14 protein-coding genes are annotated in these 16,706 nt (G+C 50.0%); 6 read left to right on the top strand and 8 right to left on the bottom strand.

What is annotated here, in order from left to right; all coding sequences use genetic code 11:
• Positions 1-76: 76 nt before the first annotated feature.
• From H6F76_RS14620 to H6F76_RS14630, 3 genes are all read left to right on the top strand, one after another.
• Positions 77-421, top strand: coding sequence for a DUF760 domain-containing protein (locus H6F76_RS14620; protein WP_190449311.1), 345 nt, complete (start codon positions 77-79; stop codon positions 419-421).
• A gap of 86 nt (positions 422-507) precedes the next feature.
• The gene (gene mutY, locus H6F76_RS14625; protein WP_190509301.1) at positions 508-1,581 is read left to right on the top strand and encodes an A/G-specific adenine glycosylase; all 1,074 of its coding nucleotides are present in this window, start codon (positions 508-510) and stop codon (positions 1,579-1,581) included.
• 268 nt (positions 1,582-1,849) lie between these two features.
• Positions 1,850-3,151: a GTP cyclohydrolase II gene (locus H6F76_RS14630; protein WP_190509248.1), complete on the top strand. Its 1,302-nt coding sequence runs from the start codon at positions 1,850-1,852 to the stop codon at positions 3,149-3,151.
• 398 nt (positions 3,152-3,549) lie between these two features.
• On the opposite strand, the gene H6F76_RS14635 is transcribed toward H6F76_RS14630, so the two are convergent.
• Positions 3,550-4,290 (bottom strand): glutathione peroxidase, encoded by a 741-nt coding sequence (locus H6F76_RS14635; RefSeq protein WP_190509250.1) that lies wholly within the window; start codon positions 4,288-4,290, stop codon positions 3,550-3,552.
• 359 nt (positions 4,291-4,649) lie between these two features.
• Here H6F76_RS14635 and uvrB point away from each other — a divergent pair, with 359 nt between their 5' ends.
• Positions 4,650-6,701 (top strand): excinuclease ABC subunit UvrB, encoded by a 2,052-nt coding sequence (gene uvrB / locus H6F76_RS14640; protein WP_190509252.1) that lies wholly within the window; start codon positions 4,650-4,652, stop codon positions 6,699-6,701.
• Between the two features lie 64 nt (positions 6,702-6,765).
• Here uvrB and H6F76_RS14645 read toward each other — a convergent pair whose 3' ends face one another.
• A complete protein-coding gene (locus H6F76_RS14645; RefSeq protein WP_190509254.1) occupies positions 6,766-7,440 on the bottom strand; it encodes a hypothetical protein in 675 nt (224 codons plus the stop codon).
• A 119-nt stretch (positions 7,441-7,559) separates the two neighbouring features.
• Positions 7,560-8,309 (bottom strand): DUF561 domain-containing protein, encoded by a 750-nt coding sequence (locus tag H6F76_RS14650; RefSeq protein WP_190509256.1) that lies wholly within the window; start codon positions 8,307-8,309, stop codon positions 7,560-7,562.
• Between the two features lie 298 nt (positions 8,310-8,607).
• On the opposite strand from H6F76_RS14650, the gene H6F76_RS14655 reads away from it, so the two are divergent.
• Positions 8,608-9,129, top strand: coding sequence for a DUF2231 domain-containing protein (locus H6F76_RS14655; RefSeq protein WP_190449383.1), 522 nt, complete (start codon positions 8,608-8,610; stop codon positions 9,127-9,129).
• A 382-nt stretch (positions 9,130-9,511) separates the two neighbouring features.
• On the opposite strand, the gene H6F76_RS14660 is transcribed toward H6F76_RS14655, so the two are convergent.
• The 3 genes from H6F76_RS14660 to crtO form a co-directional block, all read right to left on the bottom strand.
• Positions 9,512-9,715 (bottom strand): DUF4177 domain-containing protein, encoded by a 204-nt coding sequence (locus tag H6F76_RS14660; protein ID WP_190509258.1) that lies wholly within the window; start codon positions 9,713-9,715, stop codon positions 9,512-9,514.
• Positions 9,716-9,899: 184 nt separating this feature from the next.
• A complete protein-coding gene (locus tag H6F76_RS14665; RefSeq protein ID WP_190509260.1) occupies positions 9,900-11,036 on the bottom strand; it encodes a saccharopine dehydrogenase NADP-binding domain-containing protein in 1,137 nt (378 codons plus the stop codon).
• A gap of 74 nt (positions 11,037-11,110) precedes the next feature.
• Entirely contained in the window at positions 11,111-12,802 is a 1,692-nt protein-coding gene (gene crtO / locus H6F76_RS14670) for a beta-carotene ketolase CrtO (protein WP_190509303.1), read from the bottom strand.
• Between the two features lie 305 nt (positions 12,803-13,107).
• Here crtO and hflX point away from each other — a divergent pair, with 305 nt between their 5' ends.
• Positions 13,108-14,793 carry a GTPase HflX gene (gene hflX, locus H6F76_RS14675; RefSeq protein WP_190509304.1) on the top strand — a complete coding sequence of 562 codons (1,686 nt, stop codon included), beginning with the start codon at positions 13,108-13,110 and terminating at the stop codon, positions 14,791-14,793.
• A 154-nt stretch (positions 14,794-14,947) separates the two neighbouring features.
• On the opposite strand, the gene H6F76_RS14680 is transcribed toward hflX, so the two are convergent.
• Both H6F76_RS14680 and H6F76_RS14685 read right to left on the bottom strand, forming a co-directional pair.
• Entirely contained in the window at positions 14,948-15,526 is a 579-nt protein-coding gene (locus tag H6F76_RS14680) for a type 1 glutamine amidotransferase domain-containing protein (protein WP_190509262.1), read from the bottom strand.
• 467 nt (positions 15,527-15,993) lie between these two features.
• Positions 15,994-16,593, bottom strand: coding sequence for a tetratricopeptide repeat protein (locus H6F76_RS14685; protein ID WP_190509264.1), 600 nt, complete (start codon positions 16,591-16,593; stop codon positions 15,994-15,996).
• Between the last annotated feature and the right edge of the window lie 113 nt (positions 16,594-16,706).

Raw genomic sequence — 16,706 nt, forward strand, 5'->3', positions numbered from 1 at the left:
GTTCTACACACTGCAACTTTGCATGGAGCATTGATACATTTATTTATACAAGCCGACAGTAGATCGAGGTTTATCAGTGAATAACACATCTAATCGATTGCCAGAATTTTTGGGCGGTGAGTCTGAGTCAGCCAACCAGTTTCTGAACTATGTGCAGTCGTTAAGCCCAGAAACGATCGCCCGCCTTTCTCGTCCCGCTTCCTCTGATGTCTTTCATGTGATGGAACGGAACATCATTGGACTTTTGGGTGCACTGCCACCAGAAGGCTTTGACGTTACAGTGACAACGAGCCGTGAAGACTTGGGTCGTTTGCTTGCATCTGCCATGATGAGTGGCTATTTTCTCCACAACGCCGAGCAGCGGATGGCGTTTGAGACTTCCCTTGTTGCAACGGAAACTGATGCTGCCATTACAGAGTGACACGCACGAAGTCTATCGCTCCTCATCAACAAAACCAGGATATATTAGGCTCGACGGATGATTACGATCGTCTGTCGAGTGCTGCAATTATTAGCTTACGGCAGGCACTTCTGACCTGGTATAGACAGTCTGGGCGTACGTTGCCGTGGCGGCAGACTCGTGATCCCTACGCCATTTGGGTGTCAGAGATCATGCTTCAGCAGACGCAGGTCAAGACAGTGCTGCCCTATTACGAGCGTTGGCTCACGCTTTTTCCAACTGTGCAGGCGTTGGCGATTGCAGAGCAGCAGCAGGTGCTTAAAGCTTGGGAAGGGCTGGGCTACTACGCCCGTGCTCGTAACCTTCATCGCGCTGCTCAAGCGGTTGTGCTGAAGCATGATGGCGTTTTCCCTAGTGATTTTGCCACCGTCATGCAGTTGCCTGGCATTGGGCGTACGACCGCTGGTGGCATTTTGAGTGCAGCGTTCAATCAGCCGATCGCCATTCTGGACGGTAATGTGAAACGGGTGCTGGCGCGACTCCTGGCATTACCCGTTCCACCAAAGCGGGCGCTCGCGCAACTCTGGTGTTGTTCCGAAGCGCTGATTGATCCGACTTTTCCCCGTGACTTCAACCAGGCAATCATGGACTTGGGCGCAACGGTTTGTACGCCGCAGCAGCCATTGTGTGCAAACTGTCCGTGGAAGGAGCACTGTCGGGCTTACAATCAAGGCATTCAAGCGGAACTGCCTATGTCTGAAACCCGTGTGCCCGTACCGCATAAAGTGATTGGTGTTGCGGTGATCTGGAATGATCAGGGACAAATTTTAATCGATCGTCGTCGCCAGGAAGGTTTGCTTGGCGGCTTGTGGGAATTTCCGGGTGGTAAAGTTGAACCAGGTGAAACCATTGAAGCCTGCATCCAGCGCGAGATTCGCGAGGAATTAGGGATTGAAATAACCGTGGGCGATCGCCTGATCGTTGTTGATCACGCTTACAGCCATTTTCGAGTGACGCTTAATGTCCACCATTGCCGCCATGTCAGTGGTGAGCCACAGGCGATCGAGTGTGACGAAGTGCGTTGGGTAGCGCTAGCAGAGCTTGACCAATACCCTTTCCCAAAGGCAAACCTCCAAATTATTGAGGCACTGAGGAAGGGGAGTGCAAAGGATGAAGGCTAACGGCTTAAAGATAGCGTTTCACCGTTTAACCTCTAGCCTTTAACTTTTCTACCCGCTTCTGCCGCCTAGGGTACTCTCTCAGGAAAGTCCTGTTGGTAGAATCAGAGGCTCTACTCGTTATAAAGATTACATTCCAAACAGGTGTAGTTGTTTGGTTTTGGGCTTTATACCAGTAGTGTTAAATGACGCGATCGGTAGACTCCAAGCGTAATGGACTGCTAGATGTGCGTCAGTGTTGCTTCTACTCCATTTCCTTACTGGGTGCCCTATGTCGAGCGAAAAAGCAGCGTCAAGTGAAAAAGCAGGGTCAAGCGAAAAAAACGGATCTCAAGCAAAGCATATTGTACTGACTTCCCATCCTGCCAGTTTTGGTCCTAAACCGATCGCGATTCGATGGGGTGAAGCCGACCCACTAGTGCGTGGAGCCATTGTCGGCACCCTGACAAATTCAGCCCAGCGTAATGTCATTGGCAGCCACTCTGGTGCGTATGGCATTTATCGAGCGCTGGCAGTGGCTAGCGGGCGGTTGCAATCTGACCATCGAGCAGACCTGACCAACACAGCTCCAGCAGCTCTCTTGGGACCGCATCCCGCGTGGGCTGACCCAGAGAAGATTGTGGCGCTTGACCCGTTTGGTGCACTGGTCGGAGAAGTCTACAAGCCGCTATACGAGCAGGGCTATGACATTCGTCCGACGATCGCCATTACTAAAGCACACATTAATATGCCTGAGCTTCAGGAAGCGGCAGCAAAGGGTCGCCTCAAAGTTGATGGCACCATCATGAAAGCGAATGGTGATCTGGTCGTGACGAAGGCAGCGATCGAGCCTGTCTGGTATCTACCAGGCTTAGCAAAACGACTGGGTGTAGGAGAAGCAGTTCTGAGACGAGCGCTTTTTGAGCAGACAGGTGGGATGTTTCCTGAGTTGGTGACACGCCCCGATTTGCGCGTTTTCCTACCACCGATCGGGGGGATGACCGTTTATATCGTTGGTGATGTGGCGGCAATTGCTGATCCCGATCGTCAGCTTGCAGTTCGCATCCATGACGAGTGCAACGGCTCGGATGTCTTTGGGTCAGATATTTGTACCTGTCGCCCCTATTTAGTCCATGGCATTGAAGCGTGTGTACAAACCGCACAAGCAGGTGGCGCAGGCGTTATTGTCTATTTCCGCAAAGAAGGTCGAGCCTTAGGCGAGGTAACTAAGTTCTTAGTCTATAACGCTCGTAAACGTCAGGAAGGCGGCGATCGCGCGGATGCCTACTTTGCCCGTACAGAGTGCGTTGCAGGCGTTCAGGATATGCGCTTTCAGGAACTCATGCCCGATGTGCTGCATTGGCTTGGCATTACCCGGATCGATCGCCTGATTTCCATGAGCAACATGAAGTACAACGCCATTACCCAATCTGGGATTACAGTCGTCGAGCGCGTCCCGATTCCAGATGACTTGATTCCGGCAGATGCCCAGGTCGAAATGGAAGCAAAGAAAGCTGCTGGCTATTATACCGATGGTCAAGTGCCAACAGAGGCGATTCTAGCCGCAGTCAAAGGTCGCAGTCTGAGCGATTAGTCTGTTGCTGGAAGCTATCTAATCTAGTCAAAACTTAGTCAAAAGTAACTCGCCTTGATTCTAATGAGACACGTTTCAAGGCGATCGACTCTGTAACAGGTGAAGAGAACGTTAGGACAGACCTAAACCTTGAAACGTCCTTTGAGCAAGGGCTTACTTTTAGTTAGTGATTAAGGGTGGTCTTGGGCGAAACGTGATCAACTGTACGATTGCTTCAGAGCAAAACCTACCCTCATAGGCAGCGACCACAATCGACATTGGTATTAATTAGCATAAGCAACACGATTGCTCTTCTGGCAAGGAGCCTCTCGCTGAGAAGTCAGCACGATCACTTTTGATCGTCAGCACTGACTATGCCAAATACTGACGATCGCGGTGAGGCGTGAATGCTCTACAGTCTATACAGGCGCCGTTGCAAAGTACGCTTCTAGTGCTTCTGAGCCGCCAACGAGCCTGCCATCAATAAAGACTTGGGGCACGGTCGTTGCACCTGCCACTGCTAGGAGCGATCGTACTGTGTAATCCTTACCTAGCACCATTTCTTCGTAGGGCAGTTTATGCTCTTGCAGCATTGCCTTGGCTTTAGCGCAGAACGGACAACCGACTTTGGTAAAGATAGAGACGCATTTGGGTTTAGCCGCTTCGGGGTTGATGTAGCGCAGCATCGTGTCAGCATCCGACACCTTAAAGGGGTCGCCGGGTTCCTCTGGCTCGATGAACATCTTGTCAATCACGCCATCCTTAACCAGCATGGAATAGCGCCACGATCGCTTACCAAAACCCAGGTCAGTCTTATCGACCAGCAGTCCCATACCATCGGTGAACTCACCATTACCATCGGGAATCAGCTTGATATGAGCGGCATCCTGGTCTTTTGCCCATTCATTCATGACAAACGTATCGTTTACAGACATACAGATAATGTCATCAACGCCATTGTCTTTAAATGTCTGCGCCAAGTTGTTGTAGCCCGGCAGGTGGGTAGAAGAACAGGTCGGCGTAAATGCGCCTGGCAAGGAAAAAACGATGACATTTTTTCCAGCAAACAGTTCATCAGTCGTTACATTAACCCACTCATCGTTCTGACGAGTCCGAAACGTAACATTAGGAACTTTTTGTCCTTCTCGGTTTGGCAACATAAGTTTAGCTCTCTAGATTTGACGCTTGAATGATACTTGAAGTTTGGCGCTTAGAATTTAACGCTGAGAGTTAGGCGCTTAGACGTGAGGAAAGACTGAGCGGAGGCATCGATCGCTGACTCAGAGAATGCGGTCATCCTCATGGTCAAGCCTCTGCCCCTTGCTGCCACCTTACGAAAACATTACACCTTTCTACACAACTTACGACTGCTATGCAGGCAATCAGCAAGCCGTAGTCGTTATGATTATGATACGACACATACTGCAACATTGTGGCGTTAAGTACTGTCAACCCAGGCAAAAATCCGTCATCATGGAAGAGAATTTGCCCCTATCTTGAGTGGATAGCAGCGACCTGTATGGCACAATTTCAGATTCAAGCGCCCTTTGAACCCGCTGGCGACCAACCTCGCGCGATCGCTGGTCTGATTACCAGCATTGAGGCAGGCAACCACTATCAGACGCTGCTGGGCGCAACAGGTACAGGAAAAACACATACGATCGCCCGTGTTATTAATGAGCTAGGCAGACCAGCGCTTGTGCTGGCACATAACAAAACGTTGGCAGCCCAGCTTTGCAACGAGTTGCGCGAATTTTTCCCAAACAATGCGGTTGAATATTTCATCAGCTATTACGACTATTACCAGCCTGAGGCATACATTCCTGTAACGGATACTTACATCGAAAAAACAGCGTCAATCAACGAAGAAATTGATATGCTGCGGCACTCCGCTACGCGATCGCTGTTTGAGCGGCGGGATGTCATCGTGGTCGCTTCTATTAGCTGCATTTATGGCTTGGGGATTCCGTCTGAATACCTGAAAGCTTCGATTCCTTTGCGCGTGGGCACTGAAATGAATCCACGCCAGATCATTCGCGATTTGGTGTCGGTGCAGTATACCCGCAATGATTTAGACCTCGGTCGAGGTAAGTTCCGCGTCAAAGGCGACGTGCTGGAGATCGGTCCGGCTTACGAAGATCGGATTATCCGCGTTGAGTTCTTTGGTGACGAAATTGATGCAATTCGCTACATCGATCCGGTGACAGGTGCCACGATGCAAAGCATGGATGGGGTCAACATCTATCCTGCCCGTCACTTTGTTACGCCCGAAGAGCGGTTGCAAGTTGCGTGCGAGGCGATCGAGCAAGAACTCAAAGCCCGTTTAATTGAACTGGAAAGAGACGGCAAGCTGCTGGAAGCACAGCGGCTAGAGCAACGCACTCGCTACGATCTAGAAGTGCTGCGCGAAGTGGGCTTCTGCAACGGCGTAGAAAACTACTCGCGTCATTTAGCAGGGCGTGAAGCAGGTTCCCCGTCTGAATGTCTGCTTGACTACTTTCCTAAAGACTGGCTGTTGGTAATTGACGAGTCGCACGTCTCGATTCCTCAATTGCGCGGGATGTATAACGGTGACCAGGCACGCAAAAAAGTGCTGATTGACCATGGCTTCCGGTTACCCAGTGCGGCAGATAACCGACCCCTCAAAGCCGAGGAATTTTGGAGCAAGGTGAACCAGTGCGTTTTTGTTTCTGCGACTCCTGGCGAATGGGAACTAGACCAGTCGGGTGGCAAGTTTGAGAGCGAAACGGAAGCAGGCAAAAAAGGCTACATTCAGGGTACAGGGAATGTTGTAGAGCAGGTCATTCGTCCTACAGGTGTGCTTGATCCTGAAATCTTTGTTCGCCCTACGACAGGTCAGGTGGATGATCTGCTGCACGAGATTCAAGAGCGCATCCCACTACAAGAACGAGTGCTCGTGACAACGCTGACAAAGCGGATGGCGGAGGATTTGACTGAATATTTTCAGGAGCGCAGCATAAGAGTGCGCTATTTGCATTCTGAGATTAATTCGATCGAGCGGATTGAGATCCTGCAAGACCTCCGTAATGGCGAGTTTGATGTACTAATTGGGGTCAACTTGCTGCGAGAAGGTCTGGATCTTCCTGAGGTTTCGCTGGTAGCCATTTTGGATGCAGACAAAGAAGGGTTTTTGCGGGCAGAGCGATCGCTCATTCAGACGATTGGACGGGCAGCCCGTCACGTGGAAGGTAAAGCGATCCTTTATGGCGATAATCTGACCGATAGCATGGCAAAAGCTATTAGCGAAACGGAGCGTCGTCGCGCAATTCAAAACGCCTACAACAAAGAACATGGCATCACGCCTGTCTCCATTATCAAACGCACCAACAACTCAATTCTGACTTTTCTGGATGTGTCTCGTCGCCTTAATGCCCAAGAGCTAGAGCAAGTCTACGAACACTCGCAGGATCTGCCCCTTGAAAACATCCCCAATTTGATCGCACAACTCGAAACGCAGATGAAAGAAGCAGCGAAAAAGATGGAGTTTGAAGAAGCAGCGAAGTATCGAGACAGAATCAAACACCTCCGCGACAAACTCCTCGGTCGGTAATACCTGAGCAGTTCCCTTTTATGACTTGCTGGTGCAGTTATTCAGTTGTCGATCGGTGATCTGCTTAGTCACATAGGTTGTGACATACCTGATGAGTCACTACACCTAAGAGTCGGTTTCCTTGTAGTGAGCGTCCAACAGCAAACAGAATGACGTATTGGCTAAACCAATACTCCTCATACTGCTCAGGCGTAGTGTGTAGAAGGACGTACCACATCTTGCTATCTACAACAGATTGCTTAATTGCACCGTGAGTTCCCGTAAATTCCTCTCTGCTGTCCTCATATTCAAAGATGTGTTGTTCTGAAAAATCAGTGTGAATTTCATCATTGTCCGTTCCAGGATGATATCCAGGGAAAGGTATTGCTGTCGCGTTGAGATTTTTAATGTGCTCACTGCGGAAATTCCGTGGCTTTAAAGCAGCAAGAACATTAGTTCCTGTCAAGGGTTCAGCCCCATCCGGATACTCACAAATGAACGGAAAAACTGGACATGCGCCTGCACCGTAGTAGCACTCGCTTAAATTAAGCTTAGTGAGGAAATCAATCTCCTCTGCCAAATGAATATCCAGAGGATAGTTTGAACCAAATTGGGATTGGAAAGTGATAACTTTTCCCCTCGCACCAAGCAATTCAGTAAAGGGAATTTCCCAAGGCTCACATTCAAAAAACTCTATCTGGAATGGTTGATCAAGGAAAGACGCTTTGACTTCTGTAATGAGTGCTTCTTCATTGCTCATTAAATTTATTTCTTAGCGAAGCAAACTTAAGAGTAGCTATTACTAAATAGAACCCTTCTGCCTATCTACCTAATTTAATGATAAATAGACAGAAAGGTTCGTGTTATAAACTGATCGCTCTATGCGTACAGAGGTTTCCGGCTGACGGTTGCCAACGCTTCAACCAAACTACGCACAGCGGCAATCATCGCCACTTCGCTATTGAGTTGGTTGATGGCAGAGCCAACGCCGATACCGGATGCACCAGCCGCGATCGCCAGCGGAGCCGTCACATTCGACAATCCAGACGCGCACAACACAGGCACATTGACAGCACGGGAGATTTCGTAGGCAGCCGCTAGAGTGGGAGCCGCTTTTTCGATCAGTCCCAGGGTGCCAGAATGTGTAGGTTGGCTGCTGGTGCCGCCTTCAGTTTGGATGATGTTGGCTCCGGCTTGGACTAAGGCTTCTGCTAGCTGTACCTGCTTGTCGAGCGTCAGAATGTGGGGCACAGTGACGGAGAGGGTAATGGTGGGCAGCAGTGCACGAGTCGCACGAGTTAGCGCTAGAACTTCATCAGCTTCAAAGCGACGACCTTGCGCGTAGAAGCTGTCAAAGTTACCGATTTCAATCAGATCGGCTCCGGCATCGACAGCAATCACAAATTTCTCTGGTTCCACAGCCGAGACGCAAACAGGCAAATGGGTCAGTTGTTTAGCTAACCGCACCAAATTTGGATCGGCAGCAATGTCTACAAACGTTGCACCACCGCGATCGGCAGCGTTGACTGTTGCAGCTACCCGATCGGCATCAAAGTTATGCAGACCGCTAATAACCTTTAGCGCGTGTCCGTTATCGAGAGCATTCTGTAGCGTGGGAAGAATCGTCATGGTGTTTCTATTGAAATTCGTACCGTCCATTCTGCCACCCAATGCCGAGAGATTCTAGAGGAGCGTGTAGCCTGAATAGAATCTGTCTACAGATAAGCGTTCATTTAGCCAAGAAATTAACAGTATAGAAAAGTCGCTACAGCTACTTTCAGATCAGCCTAAGCAAACCGCCAGATTCATTGATGGTCTGTACTTTTTGATGCCCGTTTGTAGGGTGATTCACTCTATGGGAAGAGTAAGCATGGGCTCTGATATTGCTACTTTTGACAATAATGTCATGGAGTTAACAACTGGTCGTATGACTCAAACACCAAATATTCCCCCAGTGATTGAGAGTGATGAGCGTGAGTACCGCGATAGCGGTGTTCCTAGCACTGTAGCGATCGCGGGTCATCCGTTGCATCCGTTGCTTGTGACGTTTCCGATCGCCTTTTTAACGGGTGTTTTGGGTACAGATGTAGGCTACTGGCTGACGGGTGATGTTTTTTGGGCGCGTGCGTCCTTCTGGCTGCTTGGTGCAGGTATTGTCTCGGGGCTTGTAGCAGCAGCAACGGGGATGATGGATTTCGTGAAGATCGATCGTGTACGCGAACACCAAGCTGGATGGGTACACATGGTAGGCAACGTTGCCGCTTTGAGCTTATCGTTGGTTAGCTTTATCCTGAGATGGGGCAATCAAACCGGAGCCGTGCTGCCAACGGGGTTAATTTTGTCGCTGTTTGTGGCAACACTCATTGGCATTACGGGTTGGTATGGTGCCGAGCTAGTCTACCGTCACAAGGTTGCGGTAATTGGCTATGGTCCTAAGCATAGACCTTAAGGATAGTAGCAGCTTGAGGTAAATCGCTGTTAAGCCTCGGCTTGTCAGCAGATCCTTTAATCCCCCTCGACCTCTTAAAAGGAGGGACTTCAAACTTTGGTTTGTTGCCCCGTTTTTTAAGGAGTTAAGGGGGATTGCCTTTAAAGGCATTTCACGGTTTCAGTCTTTCTGTATAGCAATTCAAATCAGCAGCGCCGGGAAGGCTTGAATTCAGCACCAGCGCGTTCAACGACCGTCTGCCTGCATTGAAATGGTTGGACTGTGCCTGTGAACTAAAACTAGAGCACCTTCAAAGTCTTGGCAATTGCATTCTCCCCCCAAAGCCTTTGCACTCGACCGCTTACCGCAACTGCTGGTAGCTTGCGGGCGATCGCACCATTAGCTACTGCATGACCTCCCGCTTGAATACTGCCACAAAATCCCACAGTTCACCGTCAGCACCGGTACCAGGAAGAATTGACACTAACTCCCAGCCTCTCGCTCCAGCTTCATTCAACACCGCCTCAAGTTCTCTTTCGTCAATTTTGCCTGCATCAAATGTTCCTTGAGTAAAGAACTTAATCGTTTTATATTCCCACTCACACATAAACTTCTCTAAAGAGTTTCAAGGTTACCCTAAAATTTTCCTCTATCCAATCTCTCATTACGCAACCCAAGCTTGGAGGCGATCGCCCCAGTCTAAAGCTCTGAAAACTCAGCCCCTTTGCTTTTAATGTCCTAAGCTTGGCGCGACAACTCTATAAATTGACGCCCAAAATCAACGTTTAGATTCAAGCTGTCATCTGTAGAGACTGTTTAATTTCAACGCTACGGCTGTGCATTGCCTGTGTAAAGAGAGCAGTTGGTAATGCTTCCTCGATCGCCCAAACCCCTGGTTTATCAAGTTTGCCTGACAGCAACATTTGGGTCACGCTACCCGTGCCAGCACCAGCAGCAATCGCTGTATTTTCGTGCACCAGCGTGGCGTGGCTTTTTGCAGGGTTGCCGTCTTTCTGCCCACTGACTTCCACCCGAATGGCAACACCGATACCGCTGAAACGATCGGTCACATCCGTCATGAAATGGCTCACGTGCGACAAAAACTCGATTACAGCACGGGTTTGCAAGAGTCGCGGATGCCACCAGCGCGCCACGCTCCAGGTGAGAAAGTTGTAGAAATCGGGCACAGTGCCAAATTTGGTAATGACCGTTTTGACAGGAAAGGCGCTAGGAATGGTGAATGCTTCTGGCACATCAAACCAATACACGCCAAGACGACCATAAGGGGCAGGAAACTCCACCACTTCGCGATCACTATATGGCTTCACAGCCTGCCACTGACCATTCAACCAGGCTTGAAACGGACGCTGCAAGCCCAAAAACGTCGTTCGCATCACCGTTACACCTGCACCGCCTGATCCAGCTACTACATAGCTGAGATGCACAGTATCAGCGGTATCCAATTGCTCAATGCTCTGCCGCACCATGCTGTTGGAAATACCAGGAAAGATGCCTGTGTTAACGATCGCTGTGACTCCTGCTGCTTCTGCTGCCTCTCGATAGGCGATCGCCTTGCGGGTAAAGGACGGATGGTCGCTCACATCCACATAGTTCACACCTTCGTTAATGCACGTTTCGAGTACCCGTCCATCACGGTAGTGAAAGGGTCCTGCACAATGAATCACGACATTGCGGTTGCTGTCGCTACTGTCGGTCTGCAAACCGCGAATCACGGCTGTCAGTTTGTCCCGATCCTCTAAATTCAATTCGATGAATTGAACGTGCGAACCCAAATCAGGAATCTGCTTGGAATGCTGGTGACTTCGACCTGTAATCGTAATTTCAGCATCGGTATGAGCAGCGAGGTCAGCAGCAACATGACTACCCACTCGTCCCCGTCCACCTAAGATTAAAACTCGCTTTGACATCACTAAACTTTAAAAAGGATCATTGCCCAAATCGATGACTTCTTTAAGGAGCCGCAGAGCGATTAATGGCGCTGCTAATTGGGGCGAAAAACGGATTGTACAGTTGATTTAATTGACTCTCTCGCATCGCGTAGGGTTTGCACAAAAGGCTGCTGCGTTTGTAAGAACACACGAGCACAGTTGCGTCCCGGCATCCCTGAAATCGAGCCACCGGGATGAGTGCCAGCTCCAGTGAGAAACAGTCCTTCGATCGGCGTTTTGTAGTTGGCAATTTCAGGCAGCGGACGGAAAAAGATCATTTGATCGAGGGTCATATCGATATGGTAGTAGTTACCATTAACACTACCCAACCGTTCGCCTAATTCAGCGGGGCTTTCGACCCGACGACCGATCGTAGCTGTTTTCACATTCGGTGCATAATCCGCCAGCTTATCAATAACGCGATCGGCAACCTTATTCTTCAGTTCGTCTGTCCAACCTGTGCCATGCTGCCCAGTGCCTTCAAGCCCTGCAATTTTGTAAGGCGCAAAAAACTCAATCCAAACCGTATGTTTGCCATCAGGAGCCATTGATGGGTCAAGTACCGTTGGCTGCACCAGATAGAATGATGGATCAGCATCAGGAATGTTGCCAATCGCCGGCTCAGTGTGCGCGATTTCGACGTGTCGCACAGAGTCGGCAATTAGCACTGAGCCGATGAGGTAGTCATCCCGATGGTTGTGATGCTCAAACCGTAGCGGTTCATCCATTGCCAGGTCAATTTTGAGAATAGTTTCGTTATTGTTGACAATGCGCCGCTGTAACCGCTCCCGCAGTTCAGGATCCGCTGCATCCAGATCAGCAGGGTCAACCATGTGAACCATCAGCCGTTGCGCGTCGATGTTAGAAATTACCCCTTTGGTCGCACGATATTCGGTGCCGTTCGCCACGCGCACGCCCACAGCCTTACCATCGTCCACCAAAATCTTAGCGACGTGCTGCTCTGTCAGAATGTCGCCGCCCAAATCCTTAATTAACCGTACTAACGAATCTACCAGCGCACCCGTGCCGCCTTTTGGCCTTGCCATGCCAGGGTTATGCCGCATTGCCATCATGATGGAGCCAATACTCAGCATTTTTTGCGACGGTGGGGCACCGAGTTCAGCCGAGAGGCGGGCAAGGGGCGCTTTGACAAACTCTGAGTCAAACCATTCATTGAGAATGTCCTCAGCGCTGGTCAGCATGGTACGAATGAAATCCAGCGTTTTGTCCGTCGAACCAATGACCGCGAACAAATCCTTAATCTTGGCAATGTCGTAGTTGCCTGCAATATCAATCAAGGACTTGGGCGGTGCATTAAACATCGGAATCATTGCCCCGATCGCCCGCTGCCAATAGTTTACAAACTCAGCATATTTCTTTGCATCCCGCGGGCTGAACTGCTCAATTTCGGCACAGGTTTTCTCGACCGATCTGTGCCCCAAAAAGTACTTTCCATCGGGATGGGGACAAAAGGCAACTGGATCGCAGAAGAGATATTCCAGCCCGTACTTGGTTAACTCCAGTTCTTCCACGACGGGACCAAGATGAATGAATTCGTGGTCGATCGCGCACAGATTGAACTTAAAGTCAGGCAACTCTGGAATCACTGCTTCGGTTGTTGCGGCTCCACCCGGTACCGATCGCTTCTCCAGCAACAGCACTTTATAGCCCGCTTTCAGCAAATACGCAGCACAGACCAGCCCATTGTGCCCTGCACCAATCACAATTACATCGTATTCCTGCATCCAAACGACTCCAGAGTTTTTACAGTCATAAACTAGGGTAGCGGACTGGGCAGTTGGCTTCATCAATCCAAATGTCGATTTCTAAAGTCGAAACTGGGGAGTCGAATCCATGCTTATAAGAACGAAGTTTGTTCCACAGACTTTATTGATGAATAGTTTGGACAATCTACAGCGCGGCTTTTGTCGCTGCCGGTTCAACCACTCAGCAACTTAAATAGCTACAAACTGTAGGGTCGTCCGATGTAACGTTCTTACGGTTCCACAATTGACTAAAATAAAGTAGTTGCGTTTGGCTAGTTGCCTCTATCGAAACGGTTTATGGAAATCTCCAGGGTCTAAAGACCAGTCAGGTTAAGCAGTTGCAACGGTTGTACCATCAGCGGTTACCGGGCGATCGCATTACTACACCTGAGTTTGCTCAACGGTTAGCAGCGGTTAGCACCGAGTTGAATCAGCCTGTCTGTGCGTATGTCAATCGGCGTGGTCAGGTCATGCGCGTTGGGGTTGGCACACCGCGACAAACGCAGATTCCTGCACTGGAACTGCCCCGTTATGGTGCCGAGCGGCTTTGCGGTATCCGCTGCCTTTCGACTCAGTTGAAGTTTGAGCCGCCGAGTGATTCTGCCCTCACAGCGATGGCAATGCAGCGGTTGGATGCGCTAGTGACGCTAACACTAACAGGCGGCGGCTTTGAGCGTCGTGGTGGTGGTGCAACGGGCTACGTTAAGGAAGCCTACTTGTCGCATCTTGTCCCTCATCCAGAAACAGCCTGGACAGTTTCGCCACCGCTCAGCCTGGATCTACTGACTAATCAAGATTTTCTCAATCTCGTTGAAGGGCTTGAAGAAGAATTCCGGCGAGACTATACGGCACGACAGGTCGATCGTGACCATGATCAGGTGCTGCTTGTCGGGTTGATCACCGACAATCGAGCCACGCAGCGCTTTAAAGATGGGCTGACAGAGCTAGAGCGGTTGGTGCAAACAGCTGGTGGCACAGTGCTACAAACGCTGAAGCAAAAGCGATCGCATCCTCACCATCAAACGGTTGTTGGTGAAGGAAAGGTACAAGAAATTGCGCTAGCAGCACAGTCGGTTGGGGCAAATTTGGTTGTGTTCGATCGCGATCTTTCCCCAGCTCAAGTGCGGAATTTGGAAACCCAGATCGGTATTCGGGTGGTCGATCGCACCGAAGTTATTCTGGATATTTTTGCCCAACGAGCGCGATCGGGTGCCGGGAAACTTCAGGTCGAACTTGCTCAACTGGAATATATGCTGCCGCGTCTTACGGGACGAGGGCAAGCAATGTCTCGACTGGGCGGTGGTATTGGCACACGAGGACCAGGGGAAACCAAGCTGGAGACGGAGCGACGAGCGATCCAACGGCGGATCACCCGTTTGCAACAGGAAGTGGATCAGCTACAGGCGCACCGGGCACGGATGAGACAACGGCGACAACATGAGGAAGTGCCCTCAGTAGCAGTAGTAGGCTACACAAATGCAGGTAAATCCACCTTGCTGAACGTGATGACAAACGCCGAGGTGTATGCCGCTGACCAACTGTTTGCAACGCTAGACCCGACCACGCGACGGCTGGTAGTAACTGATACTACGACTGAGGAATCACTTGCCCTTCTTCTTACCGATACAGTAGGGTTTATCCACGATCTGCCGCCCTCTTTGCTGGATGCCTTTCGCGCCACGCTAGAGGAAGTGACAGAAGCAGACGCCCTGTTGCACGTCGTCGATCTATCGCATCCGGCATGGCAAAGCCAGATTCGCGCAGTGATGAAGATTTTGTCAGAGATGCCGATCGCGCCAGGTCCGGCATTGGTAGCGTTCAATAAGATCGATCAGGTGGATGGTGACACTTTGGAGCTGGCACGAGAAGAGTACCCTCAGGCAATCTTCATTTCAGCCAGTGAACGTCTGGGTTTAGAAACCCTGCGCCGAAAGCTGGCTCAATTGGTGCACTACGCAGTTTCGTCTTAACAGCAACAAGCAAGATCTTCGTTAGCTATGGAGCTATTTGTGGATAATAGCGGGGTTTGTGGAGTAGAGGATATGGGATGTAGGCAAGAGGCTAGATCCTGTATCCTAAACTGCCCCGCTATAAGCTACTGATGTTTAAGAAGAACCAATTTCACTAACTGACGCTTGCAAGAGGTTGGTCTTCCTGAAGACCGGTTGCAAAGGCTTCGACGATCGCGCGATTAAACGCTGGAATGTCGTGCGGTCGGCGGCTTGTGATCAGCCCATTATCAACAACAACCTCTTGATCAACCCACTGAGCGCCTGCATTTTTTAGATCTGTTTTCAGTGATGGCCAAGATGTTACTTTGCGTCCTTTTACCACATCTGCTTCAATGAGCGTCCAGGGCGCGTGGCAGATGGCAGCAACGGGCTTACTCGCTGCAAAGAAAGCCTGAATAAACTGAACCGCTTTTTCGTTCATGCGGAGTTGGTCTGGATTCGCAACGCCACCTGGCAACAACAGAGCATCATAGTCATCTGGGTTTGCGCTGTCCAGCGTCACATCCACAGGGAAGTTGTCGCCCTTATCGTAATGTTGCCAACCTTGAACCGTGTCGCTGTTTGGGGAAACAATATGGGTTTGTGCCCCTGCTTCATCCAGTGCTTGTTTCGGCTCGGTCAATTCTGCTTGCTCGAACCCATCTGCTACAAGAATGGCTACTTTCTTTTGGCTCAGTGTTTGAGTCGCCATATTAATGCTCCTTCAGAATGCTTTTACGCTTGCTCTCCTTCCTGACGATGCCATTCGGCATAACAGAAATTGGGGGCGATCGCGAGAGCAGCTAATGCTTAATCCTCTGTAGCCTAGACAATCCATACGGCTGCTATCTCTGTTAGAAGAGCGATTGTGTAGCGGTTCAAGGTCTAACTGTAGAAAGACAAGCTACCTTGTTTTATACAGTTTCTATCCCCTACGCCACTTTCATCACCGTCTTGCTAACGTGAGGACGTTATTACGCAAGGGCGATCGAACTCTGCTGGCAGATGACAGATGCCACATTCTTCACTCGAAAAGTTAGATTCATCTTTCATTGCACTCCAGGTAACGTTGCTTTACCCTTCATGCCTTGGTTAAGTAGTGAGCGTACAAAACGCATTGGACGATCGCTGTAACGAGTGTGGCAAGCTGTACGTTGCTAATCGATCGAAACCAGCACCTTACACAGCCTGAAGCTGCTTAATGTAGTCCTGAGCTTTTTGATAAAAGACAGTGTTGCCTTCCTGCTTAAAGAGAGCGGCAGCCTGCTGAAAATCTATAAGCGCCCCTGGTCGATCGCCTGTATTGGCACGAAGCAAACCACGGCTGTAGCGCACAGCAGCATTGTTTGGCTTAAGTGCAATGACTTGCGTATAGTCAGCTAATGCCGCACGCACATTACCTGTGCTGGCATAGACAGTGCCCCGGTTGTAGTATGCCGTTGCATAGTCACGCTTCAACCGCACTGCCTGACTAAAATCTGCGATCGCCCCATCCAAGTCACCGTTTTGCACTCCACTGGTACCACGTTGATTAAACTCCTTAGCCGTCTTAGGATCAGGTAACGCCGCTGATGGTGTCGGTTGAGGCGATGCCAGTTGAGGTTTAACAGCCGACGGTAGACCCGTAGGGCGGGCATTTGCAGCAGAGGATAACGCGACCAACAGCACTAACGCGATCGCGGTGCTGCCAGAGGTTTTTGTTGTCGATCGCAGAAAGTGACTGGTCAAGATGTCGAAAGTAGACCACTGAAGGCGTAGTACTGGCAGTCTTAAAAGCATGACTTAAGTTAGAGGGATTAACCCTTGAAGATCGTAGGTTTACAGGTATCTTAGACAGGTATTTTGCAAACAAAGTTGACGAAACGACGTTGCATCAGAGCGTGGAGTAAGCA

The organism is Leptolyngbya sp. FACHB-321, assembly GCF_014695975.1.
Lineage (GTDB): Bacteria > Cyanobacteriota > Cyanobacteriia > Leptolyngbyales > Leptolyngbyaceae > Stenomitos.